Origin of the sequence: Campylobacter sp. BCW_6871, from assembly GCF_001762325.1 — a bacterium.
Classification (GTDB): domain Bacteria; phylum Campylobacterota; class Campylobacteria; order Campylobacterales; family Campylobacteraceae; genus Campylobacter_D; species Campylobacter_D jejuni.
The window spans coordinates 21,179-41,843 of sequence record NZ_MJWQ01000045.1 but is presented as its reverse complement, the minus strand read 5'-3'; the positions used below and the strand labels follow the sequence as shown (position 1 = coordinate 41,843).

Genomic DNA, 20,665 nt, shown 5'->3' with positions numbered 1-20,665 from the left:
CTACTATGGGCAAATCTCGCTTTGGATTATAAGGTATGACTTATTTTTCTTTAGAATTTAGTATCTTAATGATAGCTTTTTTTGCTATTTATTGGACTTTTAAAAATGATTACAAAATACAAAATATTTTAATTTTAATTTTCTCTTATATTATTTATATTTTAATCAATCCTTATTTCGCCTTGGTTTTATTTATATACACCTTTTTTATACACTATTTTGCCTTGCTTATTTTTGTGCGTCGCAAGCGTTATATTTTCGCTACTTGTATGGCTTTTATTGTTTTAAATTTATGTTTTTTTAAATACTTTCCTAGCATCAAAGGAAGTATTGATGAGATATTAGATTTTTTCGGTTTAGAATTTTTAAATATTGATTTAGTATTTCCAATAGGAATTAGTTTTTATACCTTTACTTCTATCACTTATCTTGTAGAAGTTTACCAAAAACGCCGTTTAGAAAGCTTTTTAAATTTAGCAACCTTCTTATCATTTTTTCCAACACTACTTTCAGGGCCTATTATGCGAAGTTCTTTTTTCTTTGAACAAGCCTATCAAAAACGCGAATTTAAACATGCAAATTTAATCATCATCTTGCTTGTTTTTGGTATAGTTAAAAAAGTTTTAATAGCCAATTACCTTGGAATTTATGCTAAAAGTATTTTAGACTTTCCACAATCTTATAATTTCATACAACTTTTAAGCGCAATTTACGCCTATGCGATTCAAATATACTGCGATTTTAGCGGATATGTTAATTTAGTTTGTGCTTTTGCTTTAATGTTAGGTTTTACCCTTCCACCTAACTTTAACATGCCTTATCTTGCAAAAAACCTAAAAGATTTTTGGACTAGATGGCATATCAGTCTTTCAACCTTTATAAGAGATTATATCTATATACCTTTAGGGGGCAATAGAAAAGGAATGCCACGCACTATAGTTAACATACTCATCGCTTTTATACTTTCAGGTATGTGGCATGGTAATACACTTGCTTTTATTGTTTGGGGTTTATTGCATGGTATTGGCATAGTTTTTATACATTTGCTAGCTTTAAGCAAATTTAGTTTACAAAAAATTCCAGCTTTAGGAAGATTTTTAACCTTTCAATTTGTATGTTTTACTTGGATTTTCTTTTACTATAGCAAAAATCTAGAAGATGCAATAGAATATTTTAAAGCTTGTTATTATAATTTCTTCCAAATTCCATCTTATAATGATATTTATATGTTGGTTGCTTTTGGGGTTCTTTTTATGATCTATCCTTTATTTATTAATTTTAAAGAATATTGCATTAAGATTTTAAACCTTACTCCATTTTTACTAAAACCTTTTATTATAGCTTTTATTTTACTTTTGGTTTTTGCTTTTATGCCAGATGGAATTCCTGATTTTATTTATTCGAGTTTTTAGATGAGTGCAGTTAGATTTTTCTTCATTTTGATTATAGTGCTTGGCTTGGTTGTTGTAGTTATGAATCAGAGCATTAGCTCTTATATAGAACAAAAATATCATTTTGCATTCTATCCTCATAATGATCTTTTAAAAGAAGCCAATGGCTTCAAAATTAAATTGGAACAAATTCGTGCAATTTTAAGCAACGAACCCTTGCCTCAAACCAATGAAGAAGATACAAATCAAGAAAGTAAATCAACAGATGAAAACTTAAGTAAAATAGATAAAGTTTTAAACACTTTAGAAAATGATGAAAACACTTCTCATAAAGAAACAAATCTAACCTTAATCCAAGATGCAAATATTAGTTTTATCGACAATACCAAATTAGAGCTACAAAATGGAGATGAGTTTTTATTTATCGGAGATTCTTTAATGCAAGGTGTTGCAATAGCTTTAAATAGAGATTTAAGAAATTTAAGTCTTAAGGTAACCGATCTTAGTAAACAAAATACAGGCCTTTCTTATAAATCCTATTTTAACTGGTCAAAAGCCACCAATGAAGCTTTTATTAAAAACTCAAATATTAAATATCTTGTTGTTCTTCTTGGTGCTAATGATCCTTGGGATATTAAAAAAGGAGGAAATTACCATCGTTTTGGCTCTCCTTCTTGGATAGATATTTATACAAATCGTGTAGATGAAATCATTAAAATCGCTAAAAAACATAAAGCCAAAGTTTTTTGGTTTGAAATCCCTCCTGTAAAAAAAGAAGATTTGAACAAAAAAATACAAGTGCTCAATAAAATTTACAGCAATGAAATTCTTAAAAATAAAGAAATTTTTATCAACACTAAACTATTTTTTAGTGTCAATGATGAATACTCAGCTTATATAAAAGATGAAAACAATAGAAGTATAAAAGTAAGAACAGATGATGGGATTCACTTTACCCCAAGTGGTGCAAGAGAAATGTCTAAACTTTTATTAGAACACATAAAACTTAAGGAAGAAAATGCTAGTAAATAAATTTAAAATTATCTTATTGTTTTTTATTATTTTTACTAGCTCTTATGCACAAAATTTAAATACAAATGACACAATAGATTCCATACTCAATCAAAACAAAAATCACCCTGCTTTAACAAATTATGTATCAAAAAAAGATCTTAAAAATCTAGAAAAAAAATTAGAAAAAAATCAAAACATAGGAATTAGAATTTATGGGGATTCTCATATGGCAGCTGATTTCTTTCCGCGTGTCATAAGAGGATATTTAATCCGCTCTAACTCTATAGGTTTTGCCTATCCTCTACAGCCTAAATATCAACAAAATCTTAATCTTTTTTATTCTTATAAAAACTTTGAAATTTTAAACTCAAGAAATCCTGCTAATGCTGGACATAATTTTCCACTAGGTGGAATAATAGCCAAAGCAAAAACCAAAGGTGCAAAAATCAACCTTGATACAACCTTAGATAAAAAAAATTTCAAAATAGGATTTTTATTTAAAGCCAAGCAAAGCACCAATGCTTTTAGCATCAAAGATGCAAAAAATCAAAGCTATGAGTTAAGAACTACACAAATTAACAAATGGTCTTATAAAGAACTAGAACTTGATCTTCCTTTGCAAATTTCAGCCTTACAAAAGGATGCTGAGCTAGGAGGATATTTCATCACAAATAAAAATAATAATGTTTTCTTAGATACCATTGCAATCAATGGTGCCAAAAGTGATTTATGGCTCTCTTGGAATCAAGCAGTTGTAAAAAAAGAACTAGAACTTTTACACAATGATTTAATTATTCTTGCCTATGGTTCTAATGATGCACTCTTTAAAGGGTTTGAAAAACAAAAATTCAAAAATAATTTAAAAAAATGGATTAGCATTTTAAAAACTTACAATAAAAACGCTGTTATCATGCTAATCTCTCCACCAACCGTAGTTCAAAAACAAGGTAAAAACTACAAGCTTGCTCCTGATTTTTTTACCATACGCAAAGCATTATATGAAGTTGCTAAAGAAGAAAAAACTCTTATCTTTGATATGCATCAGTTTATGCAAGATAGTGGGGGAAAAAACAAATGGATAGAACAAAAGCTTTCGCTCAATGATGTACATCTTACTATAAAAGGCTATGAGCTGATGGCTAAAAAGTTACTCGAGGATTTAAAAAATATCATCGATTATTAAATTTAATACTTAGGAAATTCTAAGTTTTCATCATTAAAACTTAAAGCTGTGATTTGATAGTAAGAATTAATGGTTTTTAAAAGATTAAATCTAGCTCTTAAAAATTCTTGCTGAGTAGAATTTAAAGTATTATTTGCATCCAAATAATCTTTTAATTCACTTTTTCCTAAAATATATTTTTCATAATACGCCTTAGCGATAAGTTCTTGTTTAATGTTAATATTTTGCAAATTTTGCAAAAGCAAGGTGTCGCTTTGATAGTCTTTATAATTCAATGCAAATTCATTCATCGCACTTTGCAAAGCCTGTTCATAAGAAATTAAAAGTTGCTCATAAGTAAATTGTGAAATTTTGATATTTTGCTTTACTCTACCATAATCTAAGAAAGGTAAAGAAATCTTAACACTGCCACTTAAAATTTCAAATTTAAAACTATCATCGATTTTTTTATCACTTCCGCTTAATGCTCCACCTAAAGAAATGCTAGGCAAAATAGATTTTTGCATGGAAGAATAATCCTTAAAAGCTGATTTTAAGCTATTAAGTTTAGATCTCACATCTGCACGGTATGCTAAGGCTTTTAAAGGTATGTTAAAATCAGGACTTAAGGTTTTAAAATCATTTAAAGATAAAGTTTTAAAATACTCTATATAGGCAAAACCTTCTTGCTTTGCCAATAAATCTTGTAAATTTTTTATGAGTAAATTACGATTTTTATCATTGCTTAATAAATTTTGTTTAGCTCTTAATAAGCTTTGTTCTATGTTTAAAAGATCTAATTCTTCTATTTTTCCAAGCTTGTATTTATAGCTATAAAGCTCTTTCATTTGTTCTAAATTTGAAAGATAGACTCGAAGCAATTTATCTACATCGTTAAAATAAGCCAGCTCAAACACATTATTTAAAGCTGTATTGATCATGCTTATTTTTAAATTTTCAAGATCATAAGCACTTGCTTTCGCACTAAATTCACTCGCACTTGCGCTATCTCTTAATTTGCCATAAATATCAAGCTCATAGCTTAAATTTAAAGAATTATTGAAATTTTTACTTTGTTTGCCTGAATTTAAATCTTTATCCGCGTCAAAACCCAAATTTCCACTTAAAGTCGGATATAAATCATAATCAATCAAATCGGCTCTAGCCAAAGCTGAAAGCAAAGTTTTTCTAGCAATATTAATATCACTATTATTTAATAAAACAAAATTTAGAAATTCATTTAATTTTGCATTATCATAAGATCTATACCAATCATAAGTGAGATTTAAATCTTTCATTTGTTCTTGAGTTAAATCAACTTCTTTAGGCAAGCTAAGTTTTGCACCACAAGCACTCAAGAAAAATGCTAAAAAAATGCTAAGTATTATTTTCATATCATTCCTTTGATAATGCACTAATAGGATTTAAATTTGCTGCATTTCTTGCAGGGAAAAAACCAAAAACCACACCGATAAACATAGAACTTAAAAGCCCCAAAAGCACAGAATAGGCATTTAAAATCATAGGAAAATCCGTACTTAAGGTATTAAAAGCAAAAATAATAAAAATCGATAAAATCACACCCAAAATCGCCCCTATGGTACAAATCATAACCGCTTCGATTAAAAACTGCATCATAATATCTTCTCTTCTAGCTCCTATAGCCATACGTATGCCTATTTCTCTTGTTCTTTCGCTTACAGAAACAAGCATGATATTCATCACTCCTATACCCCCAACAATCAAAGCAATCACAGCCACACAAGCGGTAAGTATGGTTGTAGTACGTTTATTTGCTGTAATAGCTTGTTTAAAAGTGTCAGAATTAAAAGTAAAAAAATCCTTTTGTCCACGTTTAATTTCTAAAATTCTTATAATAGCATTTTCAGCCAAAGTTGAACTCACATCATCTTTAACCTTAACTATGATTTCACGCAAATTTCTATCTCCTGTAAGCTTATTCATCAGTGTTGTATAGGGTATATAAAGACGCACTACATTATCTTCTATAGGCTTGTCTGTATCTTTTTGTAAAACTCCTATTATCTTAAAAGGTTGAGAATTAAAAAGCACCACACGACCTAAAATATTTTCACTTTTTTCATCAGGAAAAAGATTTTTTTTAGCATTAAAATCTAGCACAGCAACATTGGTACTATTTTTTACATCATCATTATTTAAAATTCTTCCCGCATCTATCCTTAAACCTTCTATAGCAAAATTGTTTGTCCCAACTCCTTCAGCTCTTGCGCTTAAAGAAATATTGGTATAAGTTGCTACTCCTGAAGTATTTGAATGAGCATCAACTGCTTCTAAATATTCTAAAGATCTTAACGTTTCTAAATCACTAAAATTAAGCCTTGTTTTACCCGAACGCAAATCCCCAAATCCTTTTCCAGGGCGAATTTCAATAGTATTTGTTCCAAGTCTTGCAATAGACTCAAGCACTTTAGCTTGAGAGCCCAATCCTAAAGCTACAACACAAACTACAGAAGCAATACCTATGATGATTCCAAGCATAGTTAAAACAGAACGAAGTTTGTGTGCAAGTATGGAAGAATAAGCTATCTTAAAACACTCAAAGGCTTGATTTTTAAGCAAAGTAAATGTTTTTTTCTCTTTAGGCATTGTTTTTAAAGTGAGCTTTTCTTGAGCTTTTTCCTTTTTAGTATCGCTTAAAATTTCCCCATCTTTAATCTCTATAACCCTTTTAGCTTGTGCTGCAATTTTTGGATCATGAGTTACTAAGACTATAGTATGACCTTGCTCGTTAAGTTTTTGTAAAATTTCAAGCACCATAATACCACTTTTACTATCCAAAGCTCCCGTTGGCTCATCAGCCAAAATAAGCTCTCCACCATTCATTAAAGCTCTCGCTATAGAAACGCGTTGTTGCTGCCCTCCGCTTAATTCATTCGGCTTAGAATCTAATTTATGGGCTAATTCTAAATCATTTAAAAGTTTTTTAGCGTTTTGACTTCTTTCTTGTAAATTTTTTCCCGCATAAACTGCAGGTAAAGAGACATTTTCTTTAGCACTCAGCAAGCTTAAAAGATTATATCTTTGAAATATAAAACCTATTTTTTCACGCCTTAATCTTGCTTTTTCATCGTTATTAAGTTTAGTGACTTCATATTCATCAAAAATATAAGTTCCACTACTTGGCGTATCTAATGTTCCTATGATATTTAAAAGTGAAGTTTTACCACTTCCACTTTGTCCTATAATAGCAACAAATTCACCTTTTTCTATACTTAAACTTACATTTTTTAAAATGGTATTTTCGCCTATATTTTTGCAAATATTTTTAAGAAAAATCATTAAAATCTCAACTTCATTTTAGGAGCTAAGCCATCAGCACTTGAGCTTACTATCAATTCTTCATTTTCATTTACACCTTCTAAAATTTGAGTATTGATAGAATCTTTAATGCCAAGTTTGACATATTTTTTAACAGCTTTTTGATTTTCCAAAATTTCAACATAATAGCCTTTTGAATCGCTTTTAATTGCATAAGTTGGCACTGCTAAAACAGCCTTTGCACTTGCTACAACAATTTCATTTTGTATACTCATACCAATACGCAAAAAATCATCTTTATTGGCTACATAAAATTTTGCGTAATAATAAATAGCATTTGATGAGCTTGAGCTTGAAGAACTCGAACTTGATGAGTTTGAGCTTGCACTAGAATCACTTACTTCAGTATCAGCTGGATCTATACTTGCAATCTTAGCATGATAAGTTTTTTGAGGATCATTAAGCAAAGAAAAATCAAGCTCTGTTCCTACTTTTATCTTACTCACATCAGCCTCTGCTATTTCCATTCTTACTTCCATTTCGTCTAAATTAGCTATACGGACTATAGTAGGGGTGTTTTGATTAGCATTAACTGTTTGTCCTTCATCTACAGCTACATTAATCACAACACCATCCATAGGAGCAGTAATGGTTGTATAACCTAAATCTTTTTGCGCATTTTTAAGAGTGATTTCAAGCTGAACTACTTGAGCATTAAGCTCTACAACATTAGCTTTTAAAGTATAATAATTATTTTTTTGAGTTTCTAAATTTTCAAGAGAACTTGCTTTAGCTGCATAAAGTTTTTGCTCTCTTTGATACTGCTTACTCGCAATCTCAAGAGCAACTTTTTTACTCTCTAAATTAGCCTTAGCGCTTTCAAGCTGAGCTTTTGTAATATCTAAATCGTTTTGTTGTTTATCTTTGTCAATTTGAGCGATCAAATCACCTTGCTTTACATGAGTTCCCACATCCACATAAAGTTTTATAATTTGTCCGCTAACTTGAGCACCCACATCGACTTGATCTTTGGCATATACCTTTCCTACTGCCTCTATGGTTTGAGATATATCTTTTTTTTGTATTTTTTGAGTTAAATAGCTGATTTTTTCATCATTATTAAAAAAAATAAAATAAGCCCCAACACTTCCAAGCATTGCAATTAAAATGATTAAAACAATCTTCTTTTTCATAATAACAAATCCTAAAGAAAAATCAAGATTAAATTTTACTCATTTTTTGTGAATTTTTTGTGAATTTTTAATTCTATTTTATAAATTTAAAAATTCTAAAGCCATCATCACATCACCCTGCATTAAAACTTTTAAATTTTCATCATCCCAACAAAAAGTAGAACTATGGTGCAAAGCTGGGTGATTTAAATCCTTTGAAATTCCAACAAATACATAAGCTCCCATTCTTTCTCGTGTTAAAAAAGCAAAATCTTCAGCCCCCATGTCAGGTTTAGAAGAAACAATGATATTTTCTTCTCCTAAGACCTTTGCAAAAGCTTTTCTTGCTATTAAAGCAGCTTTTTCATCATTAATCAATGGAGGAAATTCTTTAGTATATTTAAGCTTATAATCTCCACTATTAGATTTTGCTGTAGCAGCAGCCACTTCTTCTAGAGAACTTTTTAAAATATCTTGTGTTTTATCATTTAAAAAGCGTACAGTTCCTTTTAAATAAGCATTTGCAGGAATAACATTATAAGTAGTTCCTGCACAAATTTGACCTACAGTAATTACCCCTGCTTCATAAGGGGCTAAACGCCTAGAAACAACACTTTGTATATTATTTACAAATTGCGTTGCCATAATTATAGGATCTATACAAGTGTGCGGATGAGCTCCATGTCCTCCTCTGCCAATAAATTCCAAATCAAAAATATCCGTTCCAGCCATCATTTCACCACTTACAATTTGAGCAGTATTTTCAAGCAAAGGCCCCCATAAATGACAACCAAAAACTGCATCAACATAAGGATTTTCCAATACACCTGATTCTATCATAGGTTTAGCTCCACCGCTTCCCTCTTCTGCGGGCTGAAACATAAATTTAATCGTGCCACAAAATTCATCTTTGAGCTCATTTAATATCAAAGCAGCTCCCAAAAGTCCTGCTGTATGTCCATCATGTCCACATGCGTGCATCTTACCATCAATTTTTGAAGCATAACTTAGATTAGTTTTTTCTTGTACAGGCAAAGCATCCATATCCGCTCTTAAAAGAACGCATTTTGGTTTTTTCTGACTCTTCTTTTTTCCTTCTATAATAGCTAAAATTCCTGTTTTTGCAATATTTTTTTGATATTTAATGCCAAACTCATCTAAAATTTTACACACTAAATGAGCTGTATTTTCTTCTTCAAATTCAAGCTCAGGATGCATATGAATTTGATGTCTTAAATCAACTACTTTATCATAGTACTTTAGTGCTAAATTTTCAACCAGCTTATGCATTCTTTTCCTTAATCTAAATCTTTTATTTTTTCATCTGCTTTTTTACTGTCAAGTTTTTCCAAATTCGCCTCCATTTTTCGTATTTCTTCTTCTCCACTACGCACTAATTTTGCATCAATTTTGGAAAAATCTCCAGTTTTTTTATTTGGATATTCTACCTTAGAAAGTATAAAACGCAATAAATTTAATCTTGCTTTTTTCTTATCATCAGAAGAAATAATAGTCCAAGGACAAGTTGGGGTATTAGATGCTAAAAGCATAGAGTATTTAGCTAAAGTATATTTATCCCATAATTCTTGCGATTTTTGATCTACAGGAGATAATTTATATTGTTTAAGTGGATCACTTCGGCGTTTTTCAAAACGTTTTTTTTGCTCATCTTTTGATACCGAAAAATAAAATTTAAAAAAAGTAATATCACTATTTGAAATCATATTTTCAAACAAAGGTACTTCTCTTAAAAAATCTTTATGTTGTTGCGGTGTGCAAAAACCCATCACCGGTTCTACTCCTGCACGATTATACCAAGATCTGTCAAAAATCACAATCTCACCGGCTGAGGGCAAATGTGCTATATAACGCTGAAAATACCACTGTGTTTTTTCCACATCGCTAGGTTTTTCAAGAGCCACAACGCGGCAACCACGCGGGTTTAAATGCTCAATCAAACGTTTAATCGCCCCACCTTTTCCAGCTGCATCGCGTCCTTCTATAAGTATAAGAACCTTTAAACCCTTGGCTTTAACATGATTTTGAAATTTCAAAAGTTCAATTTGCAAATTCTTTAAATCTTTTTCATATTCTATTGTACTTTTCTTTCTTTTAACGGAAATATAAATTTCATTCTTTTTAACAGCCCCTTGTGTTTTTAGAGAATTATTTTCTTGCATTTTCAAACCTTTATAAAGTATTTAAAGCAAATTTACCATAATAAATTATAATTGAAGCTAAAGATAAAGGAAAAATAAGTTTTTAGGAAATTTATGCGTATTTTTGGTATTATTTTATTAAGTTTTTGTTTATGTTTTGCTTCTATATTGTCTTTAAATGAAGCTTTTAATGTAAAATCAAACTCTTATAATAACTCTATCTCAATTGATATTGAACTTGGAAAAGATATTTATCTTTATTCTAATAAACTTAAATTATATATAAATGAAAAAGATATAAGTTCTTTGATTAATTTACCTCAAAGCTCTACAAGAGGCAATGAAAATGTTTATTATCAAAAATTAAATTTAGCTTTGCCAAATTTACTACTAGAGCGCTTTGCAAAAAATACTACAAATTTAATCAAACTCGAATTTCAAGGTTGTTCTGAACAAGGCTTGTGTTATAATCCTCAAACTTGGTACTTTGATCTCATTTCTAAAAAAGATACTTTTGAAATTTCAAAACCTTATAAAGCTCAAAAAACAGATAAAAAAACTAAAATTGAATCTGAAGAAAGCTCTATAGCAAATTTTTTAGCAACAGATAACTTTTTTTGGATTTTGCTAAGTTTTTTTGGCTATGGACTTTTACTCTCCTTAACGCCTTGTATTTTACCTATGATTCCGATTTTATCTTCTCTTATCGTAGCAAAAAGTAATGCTAAATTTTCAAAAAAATATAGTTTTTTTCTCTCTTTTATCTATGTTTTTTTCATGTCTTTAGCCTATGCTATTGCTGGAGTTATAGCAAGTTTTCTAGGAGCAAGTATTCAAGGAATTTTACAAAAACCTATTATTTTAATTCTTTTTGCTCTAATTTTCATAGCTTTTGCTTTTGCTATGTTTGGAGCTTTTCGTTTCGAATTACCATTAAGATTTCAAACCTTTATACATAAAAAAAGCGAAAAAGGAAAGGGAGTTGTAGGTATAGCTATTATGGGATTTTTATCTGCTTTAATAGTAGGTCCTTGCGTAGCAGCCCCTTTAGCAGGTGCTTTAATTTATATAGCCAATACAGGCAATGCTTTATTAGGTGGTAGTGCACTTTTTATCATGAGTTTTGGCATGGGTATACCTTTGCTTTTCATAGGCTTAGGATTAGGTTTTATTAAGCCTGGTTTTTGGATGGAAAAAGTAAAAATTTTCTTTGCTTTTGTTATGTTGGCTATGGCTATTTGGATACTTTCTAGAATTATTGAAGAAAATTACATTTTAATTGCCTATGGAATTTTAGGTGTATTTTTTAGTGTTTTTATGGGAATTTTTGAAAAAAGTTTTACGATAATTTCTAAAATTAAAAAAAGTATTTTAATTCTTATTTTAGCTTATTCTCTAAGCATTTTCCTAGGGGGAATTTTTGGGGTTAAAAATTTCTTAAATCCTTTAAATTTCAATACTACATCTACCTCAAAACCTGCTCTAAGCTATGATTATATCAGTAATTTTGAACAATTAAAGCAAGAAATACAAACAAATACAAAGCCCATAATGCTTGATTTTACTGCATCTTGGTGTGAAAATTGCAAACTTTTAGATGAATTAACCTTTAGCAATGAAAGAATCATACAAAAAATGCAAAATTACAAACTTATCAAAGTTGATGTAAGCGAAAATAATAATGAACAAATTAAAACCATGAAAGAATTTAATGTTTTTGGCCCACCTGTTTTAATTTTCTTTGAAAATGGAAAAGAAAAATTAAAAATCACGGGTTTTATCAGTGCTGATGATTTATTAAAAAAACTAGAACCATGAAAATTCAAAGTTTGCAAATAGGGAAAATTAAAAAAACCATAAAAATTTCCAAAACGCATTTATTAAAGATATTTACCTAGAAAAAACATAGATTGATTTTCTGGGTATTTTAGATGATCAAATAGCTAATAAAATTCATCACGGAGGCTACCATAAGGTATTTTTGCCAACTCTTGTCAAAACTATCCTATATGAGAAAGATTTCTTAATAAAAAGCTAAATTTTGGCTCAATGAGTGAAAATTTGAGCATCGATGGGCTTTATGAACAAAATGTTTGCATAGATGATATACATCAAATTTCAAATGCAAAACTGCAAGTAAGCGAACCTAGAAAACCTTGTGTAAAAATTTCTAGAATTCACAATAATTCAAATTTTACACATGAAATTTTTAAAATGGGCTTGAGTGGATGGTATTATAAAGTTTTACAAGTTGAACAAATACGAAAGTATGAAAACATTAAAATTTTAGAAAAAAAATCTACTTCACTTAGTATATTTAAACTCAATCAACTTTTTTACTCCCCACATCAAATTCTTAAGAAAAATCCAAATTTAATTAGATAAATTAGAAAAATTAAACTCTCTCATATCTCAAAATTGGCACGAAACGATACACAAACGCTTAAAAAATACTTACGATACAAGCTATATGGATAGCTTATAAGTTTTTAAAGTTATTTTTAGATAAAATAATCCTTTTTTGAAAGGATAATCATGCAAAGACAAACATGGAGTAGCACACTAACTTATATTCTAACAGTTGCTGGAGCAACCATAGGATTTGGAGCAACTTGGCGTTTTCCCTATCTTGTAGGAGAAAATGGCGGCGGCGCTTATGTATTAGTTTTTTGTATAGCCATGATTATCATAGGCATTCCTGTTATTTTAGTTGAAAATGTCATAGGCAGAAAAGCGATGACAAATAGCGTAGATGCTTTTAAACAAAAATGGCAAAGTATTGGATACATGGGACTTTTAGGAAGCTTTGGCATAATGGCTTACTACATGGTACTTGGAGGATGGGTTTTAGTTTATATTTGGGAATTAACCCTAGGGAATTTTAGCCTTGCCAATGTAGTAAGCAAAGAATTTACTCATCAGTTTTTTAACGACAAGATAGCCTTCAATCCTTTGGGGGTCGGTATTTTTACCACTGTTTTTGTAATTATTAATTACATTATTTTAAAAAGAGGCATTATAGATGGTATAGAAAAATCTGTAAAATTTTTAATGCCCTTATTATTTATCTGTCTTATTATTGTTGTAGGACGCAATTTAACCCTTGATGGAGCTATAGCTGGAGTTAAATTTTATCTTGAACCTGATTTTAGTAAAATTTTATCACCAAAACTTTTAATCGATGTTTTAGGGCAAGTTTTTTTTGCTTTATCCCTAGGTTTTGGGGTGATGATAACACTTTCATCTCATCTTAATAAAAATGAAAATATGGCAAAAACCGCTATTTATACAGGGGTTTTAAATACTATCATAGCTGTTTTGGCTGGTTTTATGATTTTTCCAGCACTTTTCTCAGCGGGACTTGCTCCAGATAGCGGGCCTTCTTTGGTTTTTGAAACTTTACCTATAGCATTTTCTCATATCCATTTTGGCACCATTGTGTGTATTTTATTTTTTATCTTACTCTTGATTGCAGCTTTAACCACAAGCTTGCCAATTTATCAAGTTATTATTAGCGTATTAGAAGAAAAATTTAAATATTCTAAAAATCTTTCTATTAACCTAACTCTAGGGTTTATCTTCATACTTGGCAATCTTCCTTGTATTCTAACTTATGGGCCTTGGCGTGATATTGTTATCATCAAAGGAAAAAACATTTTTGATAGTTTTGATTTCATTAGTGGAAATATTTTGTTTGTTTTAACTGCATTTTTTTGCTGCATTTATGTAGGTTGGATTTTAGGCAAACAAGAAAGTCTAAAAGAACTTAGCAATAACAATACACTTAAAAGTTCATGGTTTGGAATTTGGTTTTATTATGTAAAATATATAGTACCTTTGATTATTTTAATCATTTTTATCTATGGAATTTTAAACTAATTTTTTAAATTTATATCTCTCTAACATAGTGGAATTTCCTAAAATTCCACCTTGATGTATATAAAGCAATGGTTTTTTCCACTCTTGTTTTAATGCTATACTTAATCCTAAAATATCATACAACAAGTCAAATTCTATATTGCACTTTAACTTTAAATCCATATAAAGCTCATAAAATTCTTTATACGGCTTAGCAAAGTGATATTTTTTATCACTTGTTAAAAATTCTAAATTTGAAAAATCATAGCTTGGATCTAATGTTAAAATTTGTTTTTTAAGATATTTAATATCACCTACACAAGCACAAGTAAATACTTTAAATTTAGAATACTTTGCCAAAAAAGCTGCCGAAGTGCCTGTACCCGAAGGTAAAAAAATATCAAAATCAAGCTTTAAACTTTGACTTTGCATTTGAATTTCTTGAGCAAGCTCCATATAGCCATATTGAGCTTCTAAATTAGCCATGCCTTGTTCTATAAAAATATCATCTTTTTTACACAAAGACAAGGCAAATTGCTTTAAGGAGGATAAAGAATGGATATTTTCTACAAAATTAACACCATTTTCTAAAGCTAAAGCATAGTTTCCACAAGGATTATTCTTAAGAAAAGTAGAAATTTTTTCACAAGCAAAAACAAGCTTATATGATCTTTGTTTAGCAAAAATACTTAATGCCGCCAAAGCATTACTTTGGCTTCCTCCATAACTTACAAAAGATTGATTTTTAGGATATCTTTGATGGATATAAAAAGCAAGTTTCCTAGCTTTATTTCCATTAATTTCTCCTAATAAATCATCTCTTTTAATATAAAATTCAAATCCGTTAAAATTGATTTTTTGTATAGGACTAATTGTTTTAATGAAATTCAAAGAATTTTTCTACATCCTTTAAAGCATTATCATTTTTAATGCTAAATTTTATTTCTATGCGACGACTCTTATCCTTATCTTCAACTCCGTTGACAAACACAGGATCTGAAAAAGAACGTCCACTTGCCATTAAAAGCTTTTGAAGCTTATCACTCTTATAAAAAGTATAGATAAAATTCATCACCTCATAAGCTCTTTTTTGCGACAAATCTAAATTATAAATATAAGATCCATCACTATCAGTATGTCCTTCAATAATGATATTTTCAATGTTGGAAAAAATTTTTGGATCTTCAAGAATAGCATCAAAATATTCGCTTAAGATTTTTCTCAAACTTGCCTTTGCCTCATTTTTTAACACATAAGAATCTTTATCAAAAAGTACTTCAGCAGGCAAAGAAATAGATCCTGTCTTTTCATCTATAGTGATATTATTATCAAGTTTGCTTTGTAATTCCTTGCTTAAATTTTCACGAATCAAACCAAGATTTTGCACCTTTTCTTTAGCTTTTTGAAAATCTTCTTGTAAATTTTTAAGCTCTTCATCTTTTTTCTCTAGTTGACCTAGTAAAATCAAAATTTGCTTATCTTTATTATCTAAAGTTGAGTTTAAATCTTTGCTTAACTGCTTGTAATTTGTAATATTAGCCTCTAATTCTGCTTTTTGAGAATTAGCAAGATTTAAAGCACTAGAAGCATTGTTTAAATCAGAACTTAGTTTAAACACTATGGCTTCTTTATTTCTAAGCTCTTCTTTACTCTCCTCTAAGCGTGCCTCTTGTTTATTGAGATTGTCTTTAATTTCTTTTAAATCACTTTGAGTTAAAACATATTTTACAACAATAGCACCTATTAGCAAAATAAAAACAAACAGCAATCCTGCCATTAAATCAGCATAAGCTATCCAAAAATTGCTATCTTCTTTTGTCTCATTTTTCATTTATTTTCTTTATCTTCATTTTTTAGCTCATCATTGCTTTCTTGCTTAGATATTTTTGCTTGAATTTCATCTTGATTTTCTTCAGTCTTAGACTCTGAAAAATCTTCTATTTGTTTGGTTTCATTTTCTTTATTTTGATTTCCATCCCCAGAAAGCTTACTCATCATTTGACTTGTTTCTTCATCAAGTGCTTTCATTTCTTTTTTAAGCTCATCCATCATTTTGATTTTAGCATCGATACTTTTTTCTTCTTCATATACTTCCTTAAATTTATGCATACCTTCAAACAAGCTTGCTTTAAATCCCTCAAAAACCTTTTCTTGACTTTCCAACATTGCTTTTTCATAAAGTTCAAAATTTTTACCAAAACGCTCTACTTTTTCATCGAATGCACTTAGCGTCTTATCAAGATGATGAATTTTATCACTACTGATATCGAGCAAGCGATTATATTGTTCTGACATTCTTATATTGATTTCTTTCAAATTTTGATTGAGCAAACCTATGCCATTTAACATTTCACTATAAAGCTTTCCAAGATCGCGTTGATCTCTTTGTGCTTTACTAAGCTCACCCATGGTTTGTTTGATGTGTTCACTACTTAATCTAATAGCCTTTTCTTCTACATTTAGCATATCTTGAAAAATACCAAATTTTCTATCAATAGCATGATCAAGCTCTGCAAAAAAATCATCATTACTAACTTGTTTAAAAATTGCTCCCATTTTTTCAAAATGCTGCAAACTCTCAGTTAAATACCTTTGATCAAGCTCTTCTTTTGTCCAAAAAAATCCACTTGTAGCATTTTTTTGACGATTTAGCAAACGATCTATTTTACTTTTACCATATTTTTCAAAAAATATCCACCATAATGCAAGAAAAATTCCATAAATTGAAACATAAAAAGCAGTTCCCACTCCACTTAACAAATCTGCAATTTCTTGTTCTAAAGCGGCTGTATCACTAGAGCTAAAATTTGGCATTGAAAAAGCTATACTGATAAAAGTCCCTAAAATTCCCATCATTGGAAAAATTGCCGAACCTATACTAGCAAAGTTCTCATTTCTTGCACCTTTAATATATGCATAAGCAAAGTCATCAAAATTGGCATTTGATTTTGTGTCTTTCCCTATGGCAAGAAAATGCCTCATAATATGTCTTTTTAAAACCTGTTTAAATTCATCTTTTTGTTGTTCAAAAATACTATACGCATACTCAGCACTATGTCTAGCAAAAATCAATGCTGTAAAAAAAATCACACCTGTCATAATAACCGTATGTAATTCAACCTTAAAATCAATTACATTAAAATAACCCGATAAAATCAAAATATAAAGAAAAGCTGGAATAAAAATAATTTTAAAATAAACCAAAGAACCTCTTGCATCTTTGCCTTCAGGCAAAACAAGTTCTGAAATTTCATCTGATTTAATATCCATGAAACCAATACCTCATTAAATTTTATTTTAAAGATTGTTACTAAATTTAATAAAAATTTTTAAAACAAAATAAAACTAAGCCTTTAAAATGCTTAGTTTTTGTTTATACAGTTTAAATCTTCAAAAGCGACTTCAAGACGCTTTATCATGCTTTCTTCACCACTTCTTAACCAAACACGCGGATCATAGTATTTTTTATTTGGCTTGTCATCACCTTCTGGATTTCCAATTTGTCCTTGCAAATAAGCCCTATTTTTAAGTTCATATTCACGCACCCCATCCCAAAAAGCCCACTGGGTATCTGTGTCAATATTCATCTTAATTACGCCATAACTTACTGCATTTTTAATATCTTTTAGCTCGCTACCGCTACCACCATGAAATACAAAATTTATAGGCTTATCGCTATTTAAAGCAAATTTATCTTTGACAAATTTTTGCGAATTTTTTAAAATTTCAGGTTGTAAGCTAACATTTCCTGGCTTGTAAACTCCATGTACATTTCCAAAGCTTGCTGCGATTGAAAATTTATCACTAATTTTTCCAAGTCTTTCATATGCAAGTGCTACATCTTCTGGTTGGGTATAAAGCTTGGAATTATCAATGCCTGTATTATCCACTCCATCTTCTTCGCCACCTGTACAACCTAGTTCTATTTCAAGCGCGACATCTAAAGCATCAAGTTTTTGAAGATAAACTTCACATGTGTTAAGATTTTCTTCTAAACTTTCTTCGCTAAGATCAAGCATATGAGAACTAAATAAAGCTTGTCCATGGGTTTTTTTATATTGTGCATTTGCCTCAATAAGCCCATCAATCCAAGGTAAAAGTTTTCTTGCAGCATGATCAGTGTGTAAAATCACAGGTACACCATAAGCTTTAGCAAGTAAATGTACATGTTTAGCCCCACTAATTGCACCTAAAACTTCTCCATTAGGACAATTTTTCCCTGCATAAAATTTTGCCCCACCATTTGAAAACTGGATAATAACTGGAGAGTTAACTTTTTTTGCAGCTTCTAAAACTGCATTAATAGAATCAGTTCCTACAACATTAACAGCAGGGATAGCAAAACCCTCTGCTTTAGCATAGTCATAAACTTTATTAAGCTCATCTCCGCTAATCACCCCTGCTTTTACAATGTCTAAAACACCCATTATTTATATTCCACTTTAGCACTATTTAAAAGATCTTGGCCTTTTTGATTGATAACTTTTTTAAATTCTTCAAATTTAAGTCCGTTTTCAATACCTTGTTTTACTTCATCAAATTTGATTTGACCTTTAGCCTGCGAATTTTCTTTTAAGATTACATGATAGCCAAAATTCGTTTTTATTGGAGTTGTAGTAATAGTACCATTTTTAAGTGCAAAAGCAGCATCTGTAAAAGGCTTTACCATAGTTGATTGATCAAACCAACCAAGCTCACCACCTTGGTTTTTTGAACCTGGATCAATTGATTTCTCTTTAGCAAGCTCACTAAATTTAGCATCTAGTTCTTTACCTTTTAAACCTTTAAGTTCGTTAATAATATCCTTAGCTTCTTTTTCTGTCGCTACTAAGATATGTTTTGCTTGCACTCTCGCAGGTTTTACGTATTTGTCTTTATTTTGATCATAAAAAGCTTTAACTTTAGCCGCATCAATTTTAATTGTATTTAAAATTTTCTCTTGATAAACATTAACAAGTATTGCATCTTTTGCACGATCAAGTTCTTTTGTGTATAAAGGATCTTTTTCTAAATTTTGTTTTTTAGCATCTTGCAAAATTAAGTCTTGCATAATATACTGCTGAATAAGAGCTTTTTTTTGATTATCTGGCAAAGTTTTAAAATCCTGTCCTCTAAGCATAGGGGCAAAAAATTCACTTACTTCTGTATCACTAATGCTCTTGCCATTAACAGTGGCTACTGTAGCTGCATTTACATTTAAAGCTACACCTGCAATCAAAGCTGCTGCAACTAAAGAAATTTTTTTCATTGGGTTTCCTTTTTAATAAAATGTATATAAAATCGATTATATCTAAACTTGGTTTAAAGCTAATTAACTAAAATTAAAAAATGAAAAGAAATTTAGAAATCAAAGAGCTTTTTTTAAAACATTTTGAAAAACCTGTAACAGAACTTAAATTTTCAAATTTATACGAACTATTAGTCTGCGTGATGCTTTCAGCCCAATGCACTGATAAAAGAGTTAATATCATCACTCCTGATCTTTTTAAAGCTTATCCTGATATCAAATCCCTTGCAAATGCAAATTTATCAAGCCTTAAAACCTACATACAAACTTGTTCATTTTTTAATAATAAAGCACAAAATCTTATAAAAATGGCAAAATCAGTTTGTGAAAATTTTGACGGAGAAATTCCCCTTGATGAACAAAATTTAAAATCCTTAGCAGGTGTGGGACAAAAAACCGCCCATGTGGTTTTAATAGAATGGTGTGGAGCAAATTTCATGGCTGTAGATACTCATGTTTTTAGAGTTTCTCACCGCTTAGGACTTAGTAAAGCAAAAACTCCAGAAGCCACAGAAGAAGATTTAACACGCATATTTAAAGATAATCTTAACTATCTCCATCAAGCCATGGTTCTTTTTGGACGCTACACCTGTAAAGCTAAAAAACCTTTATGTAAAGAATGTTTTTTAAATCATCTTTGCAAAAGTAAAGATAAGGAACTTAAATGAAAATTTTCATCTTTTTACTCGCTATATCTCTTAATATTTTCGCCTTAGAATCTTACAAGCCTAGTGCTGATTTTTCTTCTTATTTTAACAACACAAATTGCTCGCAAATCTTAGATAAGTTTTTTTATCTAAATTGCTATGATTATAAACTCAAAGGTACAAAAGCCGTTGCTTATAAAGTAGAAGCTTCAAATTTAAAAAATAAACAAATTAAAAAACGCCCTCGCTTTGAAGATGATACAAATATTCCTAAAAAATACCGCACTACTTGGAGTGATTATAAAAACAGCGGCTACACGCGAGGACACACTGCACCCAATGCTTCTTTTAGCTTTAGTAAAGCTGCCCAAAATTCAGTATTTTTAATGAGTAATATTACCCCACAAAATGCGCAAATAAATAATATAATTTGGAATGAAATCGAACAAAGAGAAAGAAATTTGGCTTTAAAATTTCAAAGTATTGAAGTTTTAAATTTAGTACTTTACGATAAAGAACCACAATACATTAAAAACCGTATTGCTATACCAAGTTTTTATGTAAAAATTATTAAAACTCCGAAATTTAAAGAATGCTATCAAGTACCAAACCACGAAGTAAATGATGAAAATATTAAACAGTATCAAATAAATTGTGATAAATTTTAAGGTATAA

17 protein-coding genes and 1 pseudogene are annotated in these 20,665 nt (G+C 29.9%); 8 read left to right on the top strand and 10 right to left on the bottom strand.

What is annotated here, in order from left to right:
* The first annotated feature begins 35 nt into the window (after nucleotides 1-35).
* From AJ930_RS04820 to AJ930_RS04810, 3 genes are read left to right on the top strand one after another with little or no spacing between them, the layout of a single operon-like run.
* Entirely contained in the window at nucleotides 36-1,412 is a 1,377-nt protein-coding gene (locus tag AJ930_RS04820; RefSeq protein ID WP_070274925.1) for an MBOAT family O-acyltransferase, read from the top strand.
* Nucleotides 1,413-2,423 (top strand): SGNH/GDSL hydrolase family protein, encoded by a 1,011-nt coding sequence (locus AJ930_RS04815; RefSeq protein WP_070239705.1) that lies wholly within the window; start codon nucleotides 1,413-1,415, stop codon nucleotides 2,421-2,423.
* Nucleotides 2,410-3,588 carry an SGNH/GDSL hydrolase family protein gene (locus tag AJ930_RS04810; RefSeq protein ID WP_070239707.1) on the top strand — a complete coding sequence of 393 codons (1,179 nt, stop codon included), beginning with the start codon at nucleotides 2,410-2,412 and terminating at the stop codon, nucleotides 3,586-3,588. The genes AJ930_RS04815 and AJ930_RS04810 overlap by 14 nt, the downstream gene beginning before the upstream one ends.
* Before the next feature lie 2 nt (nucleotides 3,589-3,590).
* On the opposite strand, the gene AJ930_RS04805 is transcribed toward AJ930_RS04810, so the two are convergent.
* From AJ930_RS04805 to ppk2, 5 genes are all read right to left on the bottom strand, one after another.
* Nucleotides 3,591-4,961, bottom strand: a complete 1,371-nt coding sequence (locus AJ930_RS04805) for a TolC family protein (RefSeq protein WP_070274924.1) — start codon at nucleotides 4,959-4,961, stop codon at nucleotides 3,591-3,593.
* A gap of 1 nt (nucleotide 4,962) precedes the next feature.
* Nucleotides 4,963-6,888, bottom strand: coding sequence for an ABC transporter permease (locus AJ930_RS04800; protein ID WP_070274923.1), 1,926 nt, complete (start codon nucleotides 6,886-6,888; stop codon nucleotides 4,963-4,965).
* Nucleotides 6,888-8,060, bottom strand: coding sequence for an efflux RND transporter periplasmic adaptor subunit (locus tag AJ930_RS04795; RefSeq protein WP_070274922.1), 1,173 nt, complete (start codon nucleotides 8,058-8,060; stop codon nucleotides 6,888-6,890). The genes AJ930_RS04800 and AJ930_RS04795 overlap by 1 nt, the downstream gene beginning before the upstream one ends.
* A gap of 78 nt (nucleotides 8,061-8,138) precedes the next feature.
* Nucleotides 8,139-9,329: a M20 metallopeptidase family protein gene (locus AJ930_RS04790; protein ID WP_070274921.1), complete on the bottom strand. Its 1,191-nt coding sequence runs from the start codon at nucleotides 9,327-9,329 to the stop codon at nucleotides 8,139-8,141.
* 8 nt (nucleotides 9,330-9,337) lie between these two features.
* Complete coding sequence (ppk2, locus tag AJ930_RS04785; RefSeq protein WP_070233268.1) at nucleotides 9,338-10,219, bottom strand: polyphosphate kinase 2; 882 nt, start codon at nucleotides 10,217-10,219, stop codon at nucleotides 9,338-9,340.
* A 93-nt stretch (nucleotides 10,220-10,312) separates the two neighbouring features.
* Between ppk2 and dsbD the strand changes: the two genes are divergently transcribed.
* The 3 genes and pseudogenes from dsbD to AJ930_RS04770 all read left to right on the top strand — a co-directional run bounded on the left by dsbD (nucleotide 10,313) and on the right by AJ930_RS04770 (nucleotide 14,077).
* On the top strand, nucleotides 10,313-12,016 hold the full coding sequence (gene dsbD, locus AJ930_RS04780; protein WP_070274920.1) for a protein-disulfide reductase DsbD: 1,704 nt from the start codon (nucleotides 10,313-10,315) through the stop codon (nucleotides 12,014-12,016).
* A pseudogene (locus AJ930_RS04775) lies at nucleotides 12,013-12,683 on the top strand (MOSC domain-containing protein). The gene dsbD and the pseudogene AJ930_RS04775 overlap by 4 nt, the downstream one beginning before the upstream one ends.
* Nucleotides 12,684-12,733: 50 nt before the next feature.
* Nucleotides 12,734-14,077 (top strand): sodium-dependent transporter, encoded by a 1,344-nt coding sequence (locus AJ930_RS04770; protein WP_070274919.1) that lies wholly within the window; start codon nucleotides 12,734-12,736, stop codon nucleotides 14,075-14,077.
* Here AJ930_RS04770 and AJ930_RS04765 read toward each other — a convergent pair.
* From AJ930_RS04765 to peb4, 5 genes are all read right to left on the bottom strand, one after another.
* The gene (locus AJ930_RS04765; protein WP_070274918.1) at nucleotides 14,069-14,947 is read right to left on the bottom strand and encodes a 1-aminocyclopropane-1-carboxylate deaminase/D-cysteine desulfhydrase; all 879 of its coding nucleotides are present in this window, start codon (nucleotides 14,945-14,947) and stop codon (nucleotides 14,069-14,071) included. The genes AJ930_RS04770 and AJ930_RS04765 overlap by 9 nt on opposite strands.
* Nucleotides 14,934-15,887 (bottom strand): OmpA family protein, encoded by a 954-nt coding sequence (locus AJ930_RS04760; RefSeq protein WP_070274917.1) that lies wholly within the window; start codon nucleotides 15,885-15,887, stop codon nucleotides 14,934-14,936. The genes AJ930_RS04765 and AJ930_RS04760 overlap by 14 nt, the downstream gene beginning before the upstream one ends.
* On the bottom strand, nucleotides 15,884-17,326 hold the full coding sequence (locus AJ930_RS04755; RefSeq protein ID WP_070274916.1) for a MotA/TolQ/ExbB proton channel family protein: 1,443 nt from the start codon (nucleotides 17,324-17,326) through the stop codon (nucleotides 15,884-15,886). Before AJ930_RS04755 ends, AJ930_RS04760 begins: the two co-directional genes overlap by 4 nt.
* 92 nt (nucleotides 17,327-17,418) lie before the next feature.
* On the bottom strand, nucleotides 17,419-18,483 hold the full coding sequence (fbaA, locus tag AJ930_RS04750) for a class II fructose-bisphosphate aldolase (RefSeq protein ID WP_070274915.1): 1,065 nt from the start codon (nucleotides 18,481-18,483) through the stop codon (nucleotides 17,419-17,421).
* Entirely contained in the window at nucleotides 18,483-19,304 is an 822-nt protein-coding gene (gene peb4 / locus AJ930_RS04745) for a peptidylprolyl isomerase PEB4 (protein ID WP_002931939.1), read from the bottom strand. The genes fbaA and peb4 overlap by 1 nt, the downstream gene beginning before the upstream one ends.
* A gap of 80 nt (nucleotides 19,305-19,384) precedes the next feature.
* On the opposite strand from peb4, the gene nth reads away from it, so the two are divergent.
* On the top strand, nucleotides 19,385-20,011 hold the full coding sequence (gene nth / locus AJ930_RS04740) for an endonuclease III (RefSeq protein ID WP_070274914.1): 627 nt from the start codon (nucleotides 19,385-19,387) through the stop codon (nucleotides 20,009-20,011).
* Nucleotides 20,008-20,658, top strand: a complete 651-nt coding sequence (locus AJ930_RS04735; protein WP_070274913.1) for a DNA/RNA non-specific endonuclease — start codon at nucleotides 20,008-20,010, stop codon at nucleotides 20,656-20,658. Before nth ends, AJ930_RS04735 begins: the two co-directional genes overlap by 4 nt.
* Nucleotides 20,659-20,665: the final 7 nt, after the last annotated feature.